General features: G+C 41.8%; 23 protein-coding genes. 8 read left to right on the top strand and 15 right to left on the bottom strand.

The features are described from left to right. Positions 1–177: 177 nt before the first annotated feature. A complete protein-coding gene (locus ACI4J0_RS02460) occupies positions 178–387 on the top strand; it encodes a hypothetical protein (RefSeq protein ID WP_439764229.1) in 210 nt (69 codons plus the stop codon). Between the two features lie 106 nt (positions 388–493). Here ACI4J0_RS02460 and ACI4J0_RS02455 read toward each other — a convergent pair whose 3' ends face one another. From ACI4J0_RS02455 to ACI4J0_RS02405, 11 genes are all read right to left on the bottom strand, one after another. Then, positions 494–796, bottom strand: a complete 303-nt coding sequence (locus ACI4J0_RS02455; protein WP_439764228.1) for a hypothetical protein — start codon at positions 794–796, stop codon at positions 494–496. Positions 797–1,088: 292 nt separating this feature from the next. Then, positions 1,089–2,261: a rolling circle replication-associated protein gene (locus tag ACI4J0_RS02450; protein ID WP_439764227.1), complete on the bottom strand. Its 1,173-nt coding sequence runs from the start codon at positions 2,259–2,261 to the stop codon at positions 1,089–1,091. A 23-nt stretch (positions 2,262–2,284) separates the two neighbouring features. Next, positions 2,285–3,088 carry an AAA family ATPase gene (locus ACI4J0_RS02445; RefSeq protein WP_439764226.1) on the bottom strand — a complete coding sequence of 268 codons (804 nt, stop codon included), beginning with the start codon at positions 3,086–3,088 and terminating at the stop codon, positions 2,285–2,287. Between the two features lie 11 nt (positions 3,089–3,099). Then, positions 3,100–3,321, bottom strand: coding sequence for a hypothetical protein (locus tag ACI4J0_RS02440; RefSeq protein ID WP_439764225.1), 222 nt, complete (start codon positions 3,319–3,321; stop codon positions 3,100–3,102). Further along, positions 3,321–4,892, bottom strand: coding sequence for a hypothetical protein (locus ACI4J0_RS02435; RefSeq protein ID WP_439764224.1), 1,572 nt, complete (start codon positions 4,890–4,892; stop codon positions 3,321–3,323). The genes ACI4J0_RS02440 and ACI4J0_RS02435 overlap by 1 nt, the downstream gene beginning before the upstream one ends. Before the next feature lie 93 nt (positions 4,893–4,985). After that, complete coding sequence (locus ACI4J0_RS02430; protein ID WP_439764223.1) at positions 4,986–5,279, bottom strand: hypothetical protein; 294 nt, start codon at positions 5,277–5,279, stop codon at positions 4,986–4,988. A 212-nt stretch (positions 5,280–5,491) separates the two neighbouring features. Further along, entirely contained in the window at positions 5,492–5,845 is a 354-nt protein-coding gene (locus ACI4J0_RS02425; protein ID WP_439764222.1) for a hypothetical protein, read from the bottom strand. A 2-nt stretch (positions 5,846–5,847) separates the two neighbouring features. Further along, entirely contained in the window at positions 5,848–6,249 is a 402-nt protein-coding gene (locus ACI4J0_RS02420) for a hypothetical protein (RefSeq protein WP_439764221.1), read from the bottom strand. A 139-nt stretch (positions 6,250–6,388) separates the two neighbouring features. Next, positions 6,389–6,607, bottom strand: a complete 219-nt coding sequence (locus tag ACI4J0_RS02415) for a hypothetical protein (RefSeq protein WP_439764220.1) — start codon at positions 6,605–6,607, stop codon at positions 6,389–6,391. Continuing rightward, complete coding sequence (locus tag ACI4J0_RS02410) at positions 6,600–6,899, bottom strand: hypothetical protein (RefSeq protein ID WP_439764219.1); 300 nt, start codon at positions 6,897–6,899, stop codon at positions 6,600–6,602. The genes ACI4J0_RS02415 and ACI4J0_RS02410 overlap by 8 nt, the downstream gene beginning before the upstream one ends. Beyond that, positions 6,886–7,077 (bottom strand): hypothetical protein, encoded by a 192-nt coding sequence (locus ACI4J0_RS02405; protein WP_439764218.1) that lies wholly within the window; start codon positions 7,075–7,077, stop codon positions 6,886–6,888. Before ACI4J0_RS02405 ends, ACI4J0_RS02410 begins: the two co-directional genes overlap by 14 nt. Before the next feature lie 262 nt (positions 7,078–7,339). Between ACI4J0_RS02405 and ACI4J0_RS02400 the strand changes: the two genes are divergently transcribed. The 6 genes from ACI4J0_RS02400 (at position 7,340) to ACI4J0_RS02375 (ending at position 14,170) form a co-directional block, all read left to right on the top strand. Next, positions 7,340–7,555: a helix-turn-helix domain-containing protein gene (locus ACI4J0_RS02400; protein WP_439764217.1), complete on the top strand. Its 216-nt coding sequence runs from the start codon at positions 7,340–7,342 to the stop codon at positions 7,553–7,555. Then, entirely contained in the window at positions 7,525–7,761 is a 237-nt protein-coding gene (locus ACI4J0_RS02395) for a hypothetical protein (protein ID WP_439764216.1), read from the top strand. The genes ACI4J0_RS02400 and ACI4J0_RS02395 overlap by 31 nt, the downstream gene beginning before the upstream one ends. A gap of 1,011 nt (positions 7,762–8,772) precedes the next feature. After that, positions 8,773–10,059 carry an O-acetylhomoserine aminocarboxypropyltransferase/cysteine synthase family protein gene (locus ACI4J0_RS02390; RefSeq protein WP_439764215.1) on the top strand — a complete coding sequence of 429 codons (1,287 nt, stop codon included), beginning with the start codon at positions 8,773–8,775 and terminating at the stop codon, positions 10,057–10,059. Between the two features lie 20 nt (positions 10,060–10,079). Continuing rightward, the gene (locus tag ACI4J0_RS02385; protein WP_439764214.1) at positions 10,080–11,087 is read left to right on the top strand and encodes a PLP-dependent cysteine synthase family protein; all 1,008 of its coding nucleotides are present in this window, start codon (positions 10,080–10,082) and stop codon (positions 11,085–11,087) included. Further along, positions 11,080–11,979, top strand: a complete 900-nt coding sequence (locus ACI4J0_RS02380; RefSeq protein WP_439764213.1) for a radical SAM protein — start codon at positions 11,080–11,082, stop codon at positions 11,977–11,979. Before ACI4J0_RS02385 ends, ACI4J0_RS02380 begins: the two co-directional genes overlap by 8 nt. Before the next feature lie 13 nt (positions 11,980–11,992). Beyond that, positions 11,993–14,170, top strand: coding sequence for a Tex family protein (locus ACI4J0_RS02375; protein WP_439764212.1), 2,178 nt, complete (start codon positions 11,993–11,995; stop codon positions 14,168–14,170). 444 nt (positions 14,171–14,614) lie between these two features. Here ACI4J0_RS02375 and ACI4J0_RS02370 read toward each other — a convergent pair whose 3' ends face one another. After that, positions 14,615–15,121, bottom strand: coding sequence for an HD domain-containing protein (locus tag ACI4J0_RS02370; protein ID WP_439764211.1), 507 nt, complete (start codon positions 15,119–15,121; stop codon positions 14,615–14,617). A gap of 97 nt (positions 15,122–15,218) precedes the next feature. Between ACI4J0_RS02370 and ACI4J0_RS02365 the strand changes: the two genes are divergently transcribed. After that, entirely contained in the window at positions 15,219–16,292 is a 1,074-nt protein-coding gene (locus tag ACI4J0_RS02365) for a hypothetical protein (protein ID WP_439764210.1), read from the top strand. Here the strand turns inward: ACI4J0_RS02365 and ACI4J0_RS02360 are convergent. The 3 genes from ACI4J0_RS02360 to ACI4J0_RS02350 all read right to left on the bottom strand — a co-directional run bounded on the left by ACI4J0_RS02360 (position 16,284) and on the right by ACI4J0_RS02350 (position 18,463). Further along, positions 16,284–17,654, bottom strand: coding sequence for a sugar transferase (locus ACI4J0_RS02360; protein WP_439764209.1), 1,371 nt, complete (start codon positions 17,652–17,654; stop codon positions 16,284–16,286). The two genes, ACI4J0_RS02365 and ACI4J0_RS02360, sit on opposite strands and share 9 nt — an antisense overlap. Before the next feature lie 87 nt (positions 17,655–17,741). Continuing rightward, a complete protein-coding gene (locus tag ACI4J0_RS02355; protein WP_439764208.1) occupies positions 17,742–18,113 on the bottom strand; it encodes a TSUP family transporter in 372 nt (123 codons plus the stop codon). Beyond that, positions 18,110–18,463: a TSUP family transporter gene (locus tag ACI4J0_RS02350; RefSeq protein WP_439764207.1), complete on the bottom strand. Its 354-nt coding sequence runs from the start codon at positions 18,461–18,463 to the stop codon at positions 18,110–18,112. Before ACI4J0_RS02350 ends, ACI4J0_RS02355 begins: the two co-directional genes overlap by 4 nt. Positions 18,464–18,493: the final 30 nt, after the last annotated feature.

The following is an 18,493-nucleotide window of genomic DNA, read 5'->3' as shown; positions in this document are numbered from 1 at the left end:
GTAATTACTTCCTTTCTGTTTCGGGATCTCTGTCCCTTGAACTATATATATTATAACATATTGATATCACTATATCAAGTAGTAAAGTAACTAAATATTGATATCAATATTTAGTTAAAATGTATATTGATATCAACAGAAACGTGCGATATAATAAAAATAAAGGAGTTGATATCAATGAGCGCATATTATTCAGAAGCTCAAAACAAAGCAAGTCAGAGATACCAAAAAAAAGCATATGACACATATCTATTAAGACTGTATAAGGGACAAAAAGACCAAATACAAGCATATGCAGAAAGCAACGGCGAGAGCCTAAACGGCTATATCAACCGACTAATTGCCGAGGATATGGGCGATAGGCTCTCAAAGCCGAGCAAAGACTAATTTGTGCATATCGCTGAACAGTGCCGCCCGATGGGGGCGGCTATTCTTATATATTATTGACATATTGCACAATCTTTTGCAGGGGCAGCACTCCCCTGATTTTATTTTATATTCCGTTTTCATATTCTTCACGACATTTTTCACAGTGAAATAACTCATCTGAAGGATAACCGCAAAGCTGGGGAAAACCGAAACAAGAAAATTCAGTAATCCCCTGCCGCTTAATTTCGACAATTTGCCGCCAATCTTCCCAAGTAAGCTCAGGAAAAAGGTAAAGCCAACGAACACCCAGAGATGTAGCGATTTCATCATTAGAATGACCCTGTTGTATAAGCTCAAGCATATAAACAAGAAGTTCATCACCCAAAGAACGAATATATTTAGCATATTTAGCGTTTTTATTATCCATAGTATAATTACACTCCCCAACACATAAAATTAAATTATGGGCTATTCTCGTTTGTCCTATGGGGATATGCCGTTCTTTAATTTCAATAGTGCAGATATATCCTGCGTAACCTCTATGAACATTGCAAGGCGTTCACGGGCGATAATCAATTCGAGGCAGTCAACCGAGCTAACAGGACGGTAACGCAAGTTTTCTTGTAGCTGTTGTATATCGTGTTCAAGATATATGCGGCGGTTAAAAATGTATTCGGCAAGTAAATCAGCCTTTTTCATAAATTTTCCCCCTTTATAAATTAGACTTCCTCGAAGCCTTCAAGTGAAAAATCGTGCAAAGTCTCAAAATCTTCAAGATCTGAAAGAATAGCGGCAGAATTTGCCAACGCAAGATCAGAAGGAGAAGGCGGAAAATATAAAACACCATCGGAACTATCAAATAATTCAGATTTAGGTCTATCATCATCATTATCATTAAAATGAAAATCAGTCTGCCCGGGGAAAAAAGTATAGTATTTTAATTCCCTATTTGTCCGGGGAATTGAATAAGTAGGAATAGGCAAAGAATTATAATCAACGTTATCAAAGTAAAGACTTGGAGAACGGCAGAGATTACGACTGCTCCAATAATAACGACCGAATATCTCTTTATTGTCCTTTGTAACATATTTCATTATGTACTGAGCGCAACTCTGAGAACCGTTATAAGACTTTATAGCAGTAGTAAATCCAAATTTCCATTGAGGAACGTTATAAACAACATGACCATCAGAAAGACTAAGACCACGCTTTAAAGCTGTGCTGTCCTTGATGGGCTTTGGAACATGCTTATAAAGCTTTGTGCCGCTGTCGACAACGTCAAGAGCGTCATTTATAAACCCGTGAAAATGTATATGCTTACTTTTAGGCTGAAGCTCAGCGACAAGGATATATTTTAAACCAAAACGCTTAACAGCATTAGAAAGCCAATTTTGCAAAGGGCGAAGAGCTGCCTTTGCACTTGTAGGGTCAAAAGCTGTATCACCGAGAGTACCAGTAAAAAAATAGTTCCATTCATTACACATAACAAGATCATAAATCTTATCACGGGACCGTTTAACACTGTCCATACGCTTATTTAACTCCTTTTTTTTAATATTTTCGGGAAACCATTTATCAAGGGAATTACCCAAGACAAAATCTGAATATAGACAATCAAAAACAACACAAAAAGAAAAAGAATGATAAAAAAAATATGAAAGAGACTCAAACGAATAAAAAATATGATGATCATCAAAAAAATGGGCAAAATCAGAAACAGAAAATAAAGTAAAATCTATTTCAGAAGAAGGACAAGGTTTCTTTTTCTTTGGAATTATATCGGGAATATGAAAGCAATACTGATTACAATAAGTAAAAACAGTACAGCCATTAGTATAAACCTTAGCACGGGCATTATAGCCTGCACCAAATTCAGATAAAGACGTAGGCAAATAAAACTCCCCCTTTAAAAGTTTTATTCAGTACGTTCAGAGGAAGGAATGAAGCCGCCACGAGCAAGACGTTCTACCTTTTCATAAGTGTTATAGCAGTCTCTAAGCTCATCATCATGTACAAAACAATATACACGGACAAACTTTTTACCAATGAGAGTACCGCAGTCATCAACCTCGGGCTTATAGACACGAACAACAGTAAAACAACCAAAAAAAGTAGTAGGCAAGCACAAATAAGTACATTGCTCTCTTAGAGCTTTTGACATACGTGTAAAGACCTGGGAAGTACCTGCAATAACCTTATGCCTTTTACGCTCCTGAGTTACCTCTTGGAGCATTTCGGGAGGGAAGTTCTTACTCTCCATAGAAGAAAACCAATTTTGAATTTCGTCCAGAAAATCTATTTGACCAATTTCTCCATTGTGAACATCTACAATCTCTCGCCAATGCTTAATAGTACCAGACTGAAACGAGATTGAAATGTTTGAACGTACGTTAATTAAAGGATATTTCTGCATCATCTCACGAAGAAGATGAATAGCAGCTATAGTCTTACCACTGCCCTGCGTTCCGCAGAAACAGTAAAAGCCGTGAATATTCATAGCATCGGGATTTTTTTGGAAAAAATCACGAGCAAAAGCTTTAGGAAAATCATAAAAAATTTTAAGAATAAGGCTACGCTTTTTATATAATGACTTACTCTTGCGCTTTTGTCTGCGCTCACCCTTTATAAATCGAACCAGAATATTTATAAGGATAAAGAAGATTATAAGAACAGTCAAAGCTAAAAAACAAAAAAGAATAGTTTTTATAAAATTTAACATAATATGAGACCTCATTTCTTAAAAGTTACAAAAATTGACCAAGCAATGCGAAAACAAGTAAAACCAAGAATAAATATGATCAACGGGGCATAAAGATCATAAGGAAAAAAGAAACCAAAAAGACCAAACATACTTGTAAAACCATCCTCAATGCCGTCGGGAATATTTAAAGGCTCAGCTTCGGGAAGAAAACTTATAAGCTTTAAGAGAAGTTCATAATAAGCCTTAGTCATTACCTATCACCCCCGTTATAAATATAAGATGGAATACGCCTAAATGTATTAAATGCATAAGAAACATATATAAATGCAGCCATAAGTAAGCGAATAGTTTGCAAGTTATTATCATTAAACCAGGTAGAAAAATCTATAGAATAAGAAAATCCTTTAACTTTAAAATTTATAGATGATAAAGAACTATTTTTATAAGAAGATAGAGCTTTATCAACTAATTCCCTTAGACTAATGACAACACCAAAACGAGAATTTACAGCCTGTTCAAGCTTCTTATGATAATCAAGAAGATCTTCATCAGATAAATCAGAAGAGCCGCCAAGAGAGTTAATAGCTTTTAAGATTTTATTACCCCAAGTAGAAATTAAAGAACGAATACTATTTAAACCATCATGAACAGTATTATAAATATATCGAAGCTGAGAATAGCAGTCGCTTCTTACACGTTCAAGTGAAGAAAAAATTGATTTTAAAGAAGTAAGGATATCAGTATCATCGAAAGGAGTAGAAGTGGTATTATAGTAGTTATAATAATTGTTGATTGTATCACCTAAAAACTGCTGGTAATAATCATCATTAACAGTAGATGGATTAACAGTTATTTGATAGGTATCTCCGTTAATTGTAACGCTGTTATCATCGTTATAATTATAGGTGTTACCCTCATAGATAACACCATCTGAATTTACATTTAATTGAATTTCATTGCCGTTTTCATCAACGCCGACAGCGGATGGATAATCAGATACAAGGGAACAGGGAGACAATAAATAATCGCGAAGGTCGACTTGCTCCATGACAGAGCCATCAAGCTTATAGGTATAAAGATAACCATCTTGAAAATAAAAACGGCTGAGAGCCAAAGAAGGCTTTGTGATATCATAGTCCCAGATCCAGCCTTTACGACAACGCCAAGTATATTGAATATCAAAGTCATTAAAAATAATATTGCCCTCGGGGCTTACAAGTTTAAGGCACCAATTCCAAGCGCCGCCCAAATTGCTATCTTGCTTTAAATAAAGTGTAGCATGGTAGCCATTTTCAAAAGAATAGTAAAAAACATTCGGGTCAGAAGATAAAGGATTATCTTGCAGATAGTCCAAAAATTCATCATTGAGAGTATCGGCTACAGTTCCATCACCAAAAGAACCGCTAGAGTGACCACCAGAGCCACCAGAATAATATCCCATACCGAAATCAGCAAGTCCATTTTCTTCAAGATACTGTTTTGCAAAAATATTATAAGCATGACCATCATTACCATAGATCTGAGTTAAAAAATTATAAAGCTGATAAGACAAAGAAGGTTCATTAATAAAATCAGAACTTTCGGAGATGAAAGAACTACCATTTTGATCAGAAATAACATAATTAATTTGATTAACACGTTCATCGGCAGACATAGTAGACCATTCTTGCTCTGTAAATTCATCATAGAGAGATGGATCTATAGAAGAAAGTAAATCAAGGAAGTCAATAAAACTAAGAGCAGGAAGAGAAAAAACAGTAAATCCACAGGAAAATAATAAAAAAACTGCTATGATAAAAGCAGCCAACTTTTTATTCATCATAAATCTCCCCTTTAATAAAATAGGGCGGACGGACGAAGCCGTCCACCCAAGCAGAAAACAAAAAAATTAGTGAGCAGAGCCGCGGATAAAGCATTAGTGAGCAGAGCCGCGGATAAAGCGCATGCCAAGCTTAAGACCAGCAACAGAGCACATAATGATGATAGCAGGCTCAACGAAAGGAGAAGCACCGCTGGCAATGTTATCAACTGCATCGGAAGCGGTAATAGTAGCGCCCCAATCAACAGCAGAAGCATTTGCAGCCGAAATAGCAACAGCAGTTACAGCGGCACAGCCAGCAGATACAGCGTTAGTAACCTTGTTTACAGCCTTAACGCAAGTAGGGTTAGTAGCGAACTTGACAAATTTGTTTTTGATGTTTTCAAACATCTTGAAACACTCCTTTTAAATAAAATATTTATGTAAATAAATTACATACAAAAATTATTGAGATGAAAATCTCAAAAGGGACAAGCCAAGCTTCAGACCGAGAATACTAAAGAATAAGACACCAAATGTATCAAGAAATTGCAGACAGTAAGATAAAAAATCGGAAAAAGGCATTTCAATGATGTAAAAAGGAACGATACTATCGTACATAATCACACCCCCAAAACGTTATATAACCAACCGAAAAACTTCATAGCGATAAGGCAACAGCAAAAAGCACCGATAAATCCAAAACCGCTTGTAAGAATTTCATTAGTACAGTCGAGCCGCCTATCTATCAAGGACAATCGACTACTTATCTCTTGAAAAACTGTCTGCACCTGGGTCTCGTCAGTAGGATCATAAGGTTGATAAATAAAGATTTTTTCAAGGTCATTATTACCAAGCTTACCATCTGAAAGAAGAGTTGCAAGTTCCTCAGAGTTTCCGGTATTATCATCTTGAAGAGCGTTATAAATAAGCTCCAAAATCTGCTCTATAGTCAGATTTGCAATGATCTCTTCCATAATCAGCTTTTATCGATGGAAATTCCTCTAAGCTTGTAGGACATTTTGCCATCATTACCAATAACGGGAATGTACTGCAATATAACAGGCTGTAAAAGGAATTTATCGACGGACTTATTACCGAAGAACTGCGGCTCAACGCCGAGAATAAAAGGAAGATTTGCATTTTTTACAGAAAGGCGGGAAATAGAATGACCACCAAAAGCCTGCAAATTCTTCTTTGTGATATCAACGGGAGTTGCAAAAGTAAGTTCCCACTTGTCAGACGTGCCCTCTCGGACCTCGCCTGTTTTTTCGTCAGTCATTGAATAATCACCACGAATATACGTATATCCGAGGAGATAGGTTTTGTTAGGGTCAAGGACGGGAGCAGCGTTTTCAATTGTTTTTGTTGTTTCAGACATAATAGTTAATCTCCTTTGTTAAAATAGTAAATAAATGATAATAATGACGATAAAAGAAAAATGACAAAGAACAAAATGCCGTAATGATCATTATCGGGACAAGGTAATTCGGGAAAATGATAGATGTCAAGCCACAAATTTAATGCCCCTTTTCGTTAATGTCAGAAAGAGATGTACGATAAAACTGCATCTCTCTGTGAAGTAAGTCATTTTCGTTCTTTAAAACCTCATTGTCAAGCTCAAGCTCGGCTTCACGGTCGGAAACCTGCTGCTTTAAATGCCATTTTGCATAGCGAATAATGCTAAAGAAGCATATAAGAAACGTTATACAACAGAGCAGGACGGAAAAGTCACTCATTATTTTCACCCCCCGAGTTATAAATATCACTGTTAAAAAAACCGTTGTCATATTCGGAGCAGAAGTCAACAGGCATTTTCTCTTTTGGCTTATGAAATATTAACTTGATATGTTCTATCAAGTCGGATATTCCATCGGATATATAATCAAAAAAGCCGTAAGAACTGCCACCCGAAACAATAGATAATGCAAGACGAACGCCAGATATAGCAAATGTAGTAGGAATAATCAAACCTAAAGCATTTTCAAGAGCTTCAATAATTTCGGGAGAAATGTTGTCAAGCATTTTCATCACCACAATCTAACTGTCGAAGCTTTTGTTTTAGCTCCTTGTTTTCCTTTTCAAGACGATCATTTTCTTCAAAAAGAAAATCGGGCATCTCTTTTGAAACGTTCTTGATAGTGTCCATAATATAACGAACACTAAAAAAAATAGAAACAGAAGCTATAATACTGATAAAATCTCTCATAACAATTATTTAACCCCCTTGTTATTAAATTTCGCCTGTTGCAGTTGGCAGGCTCAACCGTTGTTGCTTCCGTTGTGGCACTCCCCTTTTATTTTATAAAGGGGGAACGGTTTGACCGCCTAACCGTCAAGGGGTGTGCTTTTCCTTGCTTGTGTTCCATTATAGCACATTGTGTTCCAAAATGGAACTGGCAAAAGTGCCAAAATTGAACAAAATATAATATGTAATGTGCTATAATTGAACTAAGAAAGGAGGTAAAGCAATGTTTAAAGAGAATTTTATAGTAAATATAAAAAGAGCAAGAGAAGAAAAAAGCTATACACAGCAGTATGTAGCAGATGTTCTTGATATATCAAGAACAAATGTGACAAAGTACGAAAACGGAACACTAGAGCCAAGTATAGAAATAATAGGAAGAATGGCGGAACTATACAACGTAAGCACAGATTGGCTTTTTGGGATAAAGAAATCAAATTAAGAAAAGAGGAAAATAAAATGATGCAATTTCACGAATTAAAAGTAACAGTAACAGAACAAACATATAAAAAAATACTTGAAATGGCAAAGGGAGATTATAAGAATATTTCAAACGTAATAGATAGAATAATATGTGATACTACGAAAACACCAACCAAGAACAACATTCTTTCAATGATATGTGATAGGCAAAAAAATACAAAGTAAAGGTTTATGAATTAAATATTAAATTGTACACACTGTAAATTATTTCCATAATTGTTAAGGAGTGCTGAAATGACGGAATTTTGTGGTTAATATATCTAGTATAAGCCCCCTGCACTGCGTGCAGGGGGCTTTTCCATTTAATGTAAGTTGTGAATACAATTGACTGCCCCCTGCGGGGCAGTCTGCGCAGGCGCAGACTGCTCCGCAGGGGGGAGTGCTGCGTTTACTGTTAGTGTGTGCGTAACTAAGGGGGAGGGGGGGGAGCGTAAAGACTTCGCAGAAATGCCACCTCCCCCCCCTCCCCCTCTTGAGCATTGAAAACTCGCCGAGTAAGTGTGTAAGAAGCTGTTAGATAGAGGGCGGCGAGTTTCCAACACTCAATTCACCCCCTTCTCCCCCTCTGGCATTTCTGCGTATCGTATCGTATAACAGCATTTAAAGCTATTGCTTTTGGAACTAACGGAGCCGAAAGGATATGCGAAACAGTCACTAATGCAGGACCCCAACAAAAGAAGCCGCCGAGCTTTGCAGGCTCAACAGCTTCTTAACTTTTATTATGCGAAATTAGTATATTTATGCTTCTCACGATAAGTTTTAGCTTGAGCAGGAATATATTCCATATAAATTCATTTTTCATTTCTCCCTTGACAAATTTTTTGATATGGGTTATAATGTTGTTGTTGATAACGTGGGCGGTGGAAGTCACCCACATTAACAACGATTTTGTTTTTGCGGTATAGTCGGTAGGCTTTGGAGAGTTACCGACTATATTTTTTTATTCGCCTTTGAATTTAGCAAGCTGAGCTTTTAACTGCTCATTTTCTCTGATAAGCTGTTCAAGCTTATCAATCAAAATCTTGATTAAATCGGTGCTATTCATCTTCTTGGACATCTCATTTTGCCCCCTAAACAAATTTAAAAGAAAAAATTGACTTAAAAGCAAAACTATGGTATAATATAAAAGAATATGCTGAGCGTTTCAGCACAAAAAATCAAGCGGAGGTCTTTATTGTGAAAGAAATCAAAAATACTGCAAAAATTGAAACAAAATGCCTGCACTCGGGTTATACTCCCAAAAACGGCGAGCCTCGTGTAATGCCCATAGTTCAGAGCACCACATATGTCTATGACTCCACAAACTCAGTTGCAGACGTGTTTGATGACCCGACTCTTAGCCTTATATACTCTCGTTTTGAGAATCCTACCACCGATTGTGTTGAAAAGAAGATAGCCGCTCTTGAAGGCGGTGCAGCGGCTATGTGCACCTCAAGCGGTCAGGCGGCTTCCCTTTTGTCTATCCTTAACATCTGCGAGGCAGGAGACAGCTTTATCGCTTCCTCGTCGATCTATGGCGGAACCGTAAATCTTTTCGGCTTTACTCTGAAAAGAATGGGTATCGAATGTATCTGGGTGGACGTAAATGCCACTCCCGAGGAGCTTGACGCTGCTTTCAAGCCTAACACCAAGGCTGTTTTCGGTGAGACTATCGCAAATCCCGCACTTACTGTATTTGATATTGAAATGTGGGCAAATGCCGCTCACAAGCATAATGTTCCCCTTATCGTCGACAACACCTTCGCTACGCCTTATTTGTGCAGACCTATTGAATGGGGCGCTGATATCGTTGTTCACTCCACTTCAAAGTATATGGACGGTCATGCTGTTCAGGTGGGCGGTGTTATTGTTGACAGCGGCAAATTCAATTGGGATAACGGCAAATTCCCCTGTCTTTCCGAGCCTGACGAAAGCTATCACGGAACAGTTTACACCAAGCAGTACCCTGCCGCTCCCTACATAACCAAAGCAAGAATGCAGCTTATGAGAGATTTCGGCTGCTACCCCGCCGCACATTCCTCATTCCTCTTAAATCTCGGCCTTGAGACTCTTGCTGTCCGTATGCCCGTATATTGCAGCAATGCGCTCAAAGCAGCAAAATTCATTGCTTCTTCAGACAAGGTAGAGGCGGTTTATTACCCCGGACTTGAAACAGATAAATATCATAGTCTTGCAGAAAAGTATCTGCCTCTTGGCACAAGCGGCGTGATTTCCTTCTCTATAAAGGGCGGACGTGACGCAGCTGTAAGATTTATGGATTCTCTTGAGCTTGCTTCAAATGAAGTCCATGTTGCGGATATACGTACCTGTGTTCTTCACCCCGCTTCCGCAACTCACCGTCAGCTTTCCGATGAGCAGCTTGTTGCGGCTGGTATTGACGGCGGTCTTATCCGTCTCTCTGTGGGACTTGAGAATATTGACGATATTATTGCAGACCTTAAACAGGCTTTCGATAAAATGTAATAAGAGGTACACCTATTTAAATGAATACAGATAAATTCAACGGTATCGAGGGGCTTATCGGAAAAACTCCCCTGCTTGAGATACATTATACCTACAAAGATCGTCCGGGCAGGATATTTGCCAAGGCGGAATATCTGAATATGACCGGCAGTATCAAGGACAGAGTGGCGTTTCATATTCTGAAAAAAGCTTATGAGAATGACGCTATATCCCCCACTGACGTAATATGCGAAGCCACCAGCGGCAATACGGGCATAGCTTTTTCGGCTATCGGAAGCTATCTCGGTCACAAGGTCATTATCTATATGCCCGACTGGATGAGTGCGGAGCGCATAAATCTGATGAAAAGCTTTGGAGCAGAGGTAAGGCTCGTTTCAAGAGAGCAGGGCGGATTTTTAGGCTCTATCGCTCTTTCGGAAGAGCTTGCAAAGCAGGGAAACGTGTTTCTTCCCTGCCAGTTCTCGAATGAGGACAACACTGAGGCACATATGCTTTACACAGGCGAAGAGATATCCCGTCAGCTTGCAGCCCTCGGTCTTAAAGCAGACGGTGTTGTTGCAGGAGTGGGAACGGGCGGCACGGTGATGGGCATCGGAAAGCGGCTGAAAGCAGATGATCCCGAATGCAAGATTTACCCTCTTGAACCCCTTAACTCCCCTACTCTATCCACAGGCTATAAGGTTGGCAAGCACCGTATCCAGGGCATTTCCGATGAGTTTATACCGCCTATACTCAAGCTTGACGAGACCGATTCCGTTATTTCGGTTGACGATATCGATTCAATAATTATGGCTCAGACCCTTTCGAGACGGTTTGGCATAGGAGTTGGCATATCCTCGGGTGCAAATATGCTGGGCTGTATCCTTGCCAGAGAAAAGCTCGGCGCCGACAGCACTGTTGTCACCGTTTTTGCGGACGACAACAAAAAATATCTCTCCACCGATTATTCCGAAGAACACGCTGTCAAGGATAACTATCTTACCCGTGATATCCTGCTAACCGATGTTATCGCGCACAAATATGAGTAACATTCTTAATTGCTGCACACTCTGCCCCAGAGAATGCAGGACGGACAGGGAAAACTCTTCGGGTATCTGCGGCGGAGGTTTTCTCCCCCGTGCCGCAAAGGCTTATCTTCATATGTGGGAGGAGCCTTGCATTTCGGGTACGAGAGGCTCGGGAACTGTTTTCTTTTCGGGCTGCAGCTTAAAATGCTGCTTCTGCCAGAATTATAAGATATCGGCAGAAAATTTCGGCAAGGAAATATCCGTTCACAGGCTTTCGGAAATTTTCCTCGAGCTTCAGGACATGGGCGCTCATAACATCAATCTGGTAAGCCCCACTCACTATGTGCCCCAGATAATTTCCGCACTTGACAAATGCCGGGACAGGCTCCATATCCCCGTTGCCTACAACAGCGGAGGATATGAAAAGACAGAAACTCTTGAACTGCTCAGAGGGTATGTGGATATTTTTATGCCTGACATAAAATATTTCAGCCCCGAGCTTTCCGAAAAATACTCCTCTGCTCCCGATTATTTTGAATATGCTTCAAGAGCGGTATCAAAAATGATCGGGCTTGCAGGAAAACCCGAAATGGACGAAAACGGCATAATGAAAAAAGGCGTTATTATAAGACATATGGTGCTGCCCTCCCACAGAAGGGACTCCGAAGCCGTTCTCAGAGAAATTAACAGGCTTTTTGACAAGGAGAGCTTTCTTTTAAGCCTTATGAGTCAGTACACGCCCTTTTACAAAAGCTCTGAGCATAAGGAGATAAACCGCAGAATATCAACCTATGAATACGAAAAGGTCGCAGAGCTTGCCGCCGGGCTTGGCTTTAAAGGCTATATGCAGGAACGCTCCTCCGCAAAAGAGGAATATACTCCCGATTTCGACCTTATCGGGATAGATAAATGAAAGGAACCGTAAAATGGAAATAAACGTACAGCTTCACAACGAATTTAACGTCCGACAGGAATATATCGACAATATTATCAATTTCCTTGACAGCGGCTGCACTGTGCCCTTTATTGCCCGTTACCGAAAGGAATATCACGGAACGCTGGACGATCAGACCATAAGGCTCATCTCCGAAAGGCTTACATATCTCAGAAATCTGGACAAGCGCCGCAGCGAAATTATAAATTCCATAACCGAACAGGGTAAAATGACTCCCGAGCTGGAGGCGGCAATTGCAGGAGCCTCCGTACTGGTGGAGCTTGAGGATATTTATCGCCCCTTTAAACAGAAACGGCGCACAAGAGCGTCGGTTGCAAAGGAAAAGGGACTTGAACCTCTGGCTGAATTCATACTTGAACAGTCCCCCACATCCGAGCCCGAAAAGGAAGCTGAGAAATATATCGATGCCGAAAAGGGCGTTGAGACTGTTGAGGATGCCATTGCAGGCGCCTGCGACATTATTGCGGAAAACGTATCCGATGACGCAGAGCTGAGAAAAAGACTGAGAAGGCAGTTTAATGCCCGCGGCTCCGTTATTTCCGCGGGAGACGAGGAAAAGGATCCCGAGGGAACCTACAGGAATTACTACGAATTTTCCGAGCCTGTAAGCAAGATCGCAGGTCACAGGATACTTGCACTTGACAGAGGCGAGCGTGAGGAAAAGCTCAAGGTCTCGGTAACACTTCCCGAGGGAGACGCTGAAAGGGTAATTCTCGGTGCATACAAAAAAAGTCCATGCAGGTGTGCAGAGCTTGTGGAAGCTGCCTGCCTTGACAGCTGGAAGCGTCTCATTGCTCCCTCTGTTGAGCGTGAGATACGCGCTGAGCTTACCGACAAGGCAAGCGAGGCGGCTATTAAGGTATTCTCCTCAAATCTGCGTCAGCTCCTTATGCAGCCCCCAGTTAAGGACAGCATTACTCTGGGAGTTGACCCCGGTTTCAGAACAGGCTGCAAGCTTGCAGTTGTGGACGGTACGGGAAAGGTGCTTGACACGGGCGTGGCATACATTACCACAAACGAGAAGCTTAAAACCGAGCAGGGCAAGCAGAAGATAAAGCAGCTTATTGAAAAATATAATGTATCCACCATAGCCATAGGCAACGGTACGGCTTCACGTGAGTCTGAGCAGATAGTTTCGGAAATAATCAAGGGTATGGACGGAAAGGTATCATATATGGTGGTCTCCGAGGCAGGAGCTTCCGTTTATTCGGCTTCAAAGCTTGCCGCAGAGGAATTCCCCGATTATGATGTATCTCTCAGGAGTGCTGTGTCCATTGCACGCAGACTCCAGGATCCTCTTGCGGAGCTTGTGAAAATAGACCCAAAATCCATCGGAGTGGGACAGTATCAGCATGATATGCCCAAAGCACGTCTTGACGAAGCTTTAGGCGGCGTTGTTGAGGACTGCGTAAACTCGGTGGGCGTTGACCTGAATACAGCTTCACAGTCGCTGCTTACATATATTTCGGGAATAAATTCGGGAGTCGCAAAAAACATAGTTGCATACCGTGAGGAAAACGGTGCATTTACCGACAGAAAGCAGCTTATGAAGGTGCCGAAGCTGGGTGCAAAGGCGTTTGAGCAATGTGCGGGATTTTTACGAGTTCCAATGGGAAAAAATCCTCTCGACAACACCTCTGTTCACCCCGAAAGCTACAAGGCGGCAGCCGAGCTTATGGATATCTGCGGCTTTACCCTTGGGGACATCGGCAGCGAGAAGATGAACGATATTTCTGCTGCAGCGGATAAGATAGGCGTTCAGTCTATTTCGGAAAAAATAGGCGTGGGCGTTCCTACTGTACGTGATATCCTCAAAGAGCTTGCAAAGCCCGGACGTGACCCCAGAGACGAGCTCCCCCCTCCCCTGCTCAGAAGCGGAGATGTTATGGAGCTTAAAGACCTTAAACCCGGTATGGAGCTTATGGGAACCATCAGAAACATCACCGATTTCGGCTGCTTTGTGGACTGCGGAGTTCACGAGGACGGACTTGTGCATATTTCTCAGATATGCAACAGATTTATAAAGCACCCTCTTGAAGCGGTAAAGGTCGGCGATGTGGTAAAGGTATGGGTCATTGACGTTGATATGAAGCGCAAGAGGATATCCCTTACAATGCGACCCGACAAGGCGCCTAAATCTATAGAATAAATATAATACTAATTCCGCACCAACCTATAGACAGATACGGCAGCTATAATTTTGTCACTCGTCGTTAAGCTCCTTTGCCGGGCGGCAAGCCCGCCTGCGGTCGCTTTCCTAGATTGACAAAATTCTATCTACCGTCCTTGTCTATAGAACGGTGTGGAATTAGTATAATCACCCGGGAGAAATGCTTCTTCCGGGTGAATTTATCATAATATATAAAAAGCAGCCATCATAAAGATGACTGCTTTTTATGGAAAGATTTTAAGAGAGGATAGTGTGTTTTGTTAATCAAAGAACTGTAATGTTTCTTTGAGCTTGATTATATTATACACTATATTTTCTAAATAATCAATTCATTTTTTACACAAATTTTATTGTGCATTTTGAGCAAAAATAACATAAACCTAAATTATCTCCAGGCGCTTTTATGCATATTCGCCATATACTTTATTGCGGGCTCTTATATTTTTCCTCGTATATCTGCTCAAGGAGCCTGATACCCTCAGCTGTTCTGAATATTCTGTTTTTGACCGAAGCTACAGCGCTCTCCTGCATATCATCTTCATAGATATTAACAAGAAAATCTGCTTCTATCAGTATCTGAAGCGCTTTGGAGTCTATCCCGTGATAGGTATGGTGGCGTCCTATCATATTGCAGACTTTATGGATATATTCCTCGTCCGCACCCAATGCAGACAGAATATCTGCGGCTATTGCAGGCCCTTCAAGCTCCTGATACTTGCCGTCCGAAGAACCGTGGAGCATTTCGGCATTATGTATACCGATATCGTGAAGCACCGCCGCCGCTTCAAGTATATCCTGCTCACGGTCGTCAAGCCCCTCACGTTCACCGATAAGGTGAGCATATGCATATACCTTCATAAAATGGTTTATCCGTTTCGGGTCTCCCCTGTCATAGCTCACAGCACTGTCAATAATATCGCATATTTTCATAAAAAAGCTCCTTTCATCTCTCAACAAATGATTTTGAGTGCATAAAATATTATCATCGACGGCTTTTTTGCAGTCATTATTGATTTGGAGGGATATTATGTCACACGAACATTACTTTTTAGGCTCGTCTACGTCCTCGGGCTTTGAAACGCCCATAGGCGAAATGCTCAAAGATACCGACAATACGGTCTATATCTTCAAGGGCACGGCAGGCAGCGGCAAATCCACCCTTATGAAAAAAATATGCGAAGCCTTTACCGACAAGCCCCAGGAAATATATCATTGCTCCGCCGACCCTTATTCCCTTGACGCAGTATACCTTCCCGAAAGCAAGGCTCTGATAATTGACGGAACTGCTCCACATTGCATCGACCCCGTTTATCCCAAGGCTGTGGAAAGCATTGTGGATCTGGGCGCATACATCGAGACCTCAAAGCTCCGCTCAGCCAAAAAGGAGATAGTCAGCCTCACCGATGAATACAGCGGCTGTCACAAACGCTGCCGTCTGTGCCTCGGGGCTGTATCGTCGGTTATAGAGGATATAGAGGTTTCTGCAAGATCGGCGCTCAACACCGAAAAGCTGTTCTCATTTACCGAGAAATTCATCAAGCGGATAATACCCAAAAAGGATATAAAGTCCGAGGGCAGGATATTCAGAAAGCAACGTGCAGCCATTACTATGAACGGATATGCTTCATATATCCCCGAAGGCGGAAGGATCTATCTTCTTACCGATGATAATATCGCTGCCGCAGCAGCATTTTTAAGCGATGCAGCAGCGAGGATAACCCGAAAGGGCTATGATGTTTTCATCAGCGAATGTTATCTCAGCGCCGACCGCTTTATTGAGCATTTAAGCATTCCCGAGCTTGATATCTCATTCATTACCTCAAACTGCATAAACAGCCTGAGCCTTGAAAGCTTTGAAAAGCATATAAGCTTCAGACGCTTTTACCGTGCCGATATCCTTACGGGCAATGCCGCTCTGAGACAGCGGATAAAATTCGGAAAAAAGGCTTGCGCCGAATTTCTGAAGGAGGCTGCCGCAGCACTTATCGATGCCAAAACTATCCATGACAAGATCGAGGAGCATTACATTGCCGCCGCTGATTTTGACGGACTGAACAGGCTTGCCTACAAGCTTATCTCGGATATCAGAAGCTTAGGCTGACTTTTCTTCCTTTACGCCCTCGGTACTCTCGGGAACAAAAAGGATTTTTATTGTCATAAGTATCAGCTTGAGGTCCAGCAGGAAGGAATACTGCTCAATGTACATCAGGTCGAGCCTCAGCTTGTCATATGGAGTGGTGTTGTACTTTCCGAGGACCTGTGCATAGCCTGTGAGACCTGCCTTCACCTTGAGCCTGTAGCGGAATTCGGGCATTACCTTTTCGTTTTCTGCGGCAAGCTCAGGGCGCTCGGGGCGGGGTCCCACAATAGACATATCCCCCTTGAGGATATTAAGTATCTGAGGCAGCTCGTCTATCCTTACCTTACGAATTATCTTTCCGACGGGAGTTATCCTGTCATCGTTTTCACCCGCAAGGCGGGCTACCCCGTCGCTTTCTGCGTCGGTCCGCATACTGCGGAACTTGTAGACCTTGAATACCCTGCCGTCCTTGGTAAGTCTTTCCTGGGTATAGAAAACCGGACCGCCATCGTAAAGCTTGATACAAATCGCAGTTATAAGCATAATGGGCAGCGTAACGATCAAACCGATAACCGATACTGCCAGATCCAGTGCCCTTTTCATAATAAGCTCCTCGGCGGACAATCCCGAATTTCTGCATACAAGAAGGGGCGTATCAAAAAGATGTATCTGCTCCGCGCCGCGGATTATAATATCCGAAAGCTTGGGAGTAATGTATGTGCGCTTGGACTGATCGAAGCATACTTTCAGGATATCGTTCTTTTTCTCGCTCGGAACATCGCAGATGATGACGGCGTCAAATTCGGTTATAAGCTCGGTGATAGTATCAAAATCCTCGTCACAGCTTACCGCACGGCATATCATGAACCTGTCCTCGCGTCTGCTCATCTTTTCGACCAGAGGAACTGCCTGTCTGCTGCCGTAGATTATCACCATTTTTCGCGGAGCATAAAGCTTTGAATATATCCTGTTGCCTGCAAGCGCCCAGATAAATATAAAAACAATATCTATAAGGGTCTTTATCAGTATCGGCAGCACATCGGCAACCGAACGCTCGATCAGACATATCTGTACGTAGGTCAGAGCGTTGATAAAAAGCACCGACAGTGACTGAGAATAAATTATATCCGATACCCTCAGAAGTCCTATTCTGAAACCGTTATATATACGTGAAAACAGAAATATCAGCAGAAGGTAGACTCCGAATATCAGCAGATTTCCCTTCCAGCCGAAATAATCTGCCTGTATTCGGGAGCTGTCAAGACTGATATTGTAATGGGTGAGCCATACATAAGCATAAGAACCTAACAGAAAGGCGATAAGCACCCCTGAGATAAGTCCCATAATAAAACGTTTATATTTGTCACGCTTTTTAACATTCATTTAAAGAGAACATTCCTTTCAAAGCCACTGCTTTTTGTCATCATACTATTATATTATTATAGCATACTGCTCCGCCAAAAGCAAGCCCTATTCCCGATTATTGCCGAAAACAGCCGAAATAAGCTCTTTTGCTCCGATGACAAGAATAAAGACAGCAAATATTTTCCCAAGCAGCTCCGAACCCATCAGCTTTGCCGCAAATGAGCCTGCTGCCGCTCCCAATATTCCCGTCAGAACAGACGGTACAAGCTCTTTGAAGCTTATTAGCCCGTTTTTTCTGTGTATAATAACCGCCAGAAGTGCTATGGGAAGAAAGAAAAGCAGATTTATTCCCTGAGTCTCCAGCTGAGACATTCCCATTACCGCCGTAAGCCATACGATCAGCACCATTCCTCCCCCAACTCCAAGAGAGGCAAGCAGTCCCGTAAGAAATGCTGCTATCCATGTAAGCGCCGTCATAGAAACAAATTCCTCACACCTGCGATTATAAGCAGCAGTCCGAATATGCCCGAGAGAAGTCTTACGGATATCCTTTTCATCAGAAAGGTCCCTATGACCGCGCCTGCAAGACCGAAGGGTATCAGTTTAACTGCGCTCATATAATCAAAGCTGCCGTTTCCGAGATAAAAAAGCGCAGATACGGCTGAAAGGGGCAGGGTCAGGGCAAGAGAGCCTGCGTGGGCTTTCTTCGGCTCAAAGCCTGCCTTTTTGAGCATTGGTACGGCAATTATCCCTCCGCCGGAACCGAAAAATCCGTTTGCAAGCCCTGTCAGAGCGCCGAGAAGTCCCATTTTTGTTTTGTCCTTCAAAAAAAATCACCTCAAGGCTATTGTTAACAC

The organism is Huintestinicola sp., from assembly GCF_051882455.1.
In the GTDB taxonomy this organism is placed as follows: Bacteria; Bacillota; Clostridia; order Oscillospirales; family Ruminococcaceae; genus Huintestinicola.
This window is presented reverse-complemented; position numbering and strand designations above follow the sequence as displayed.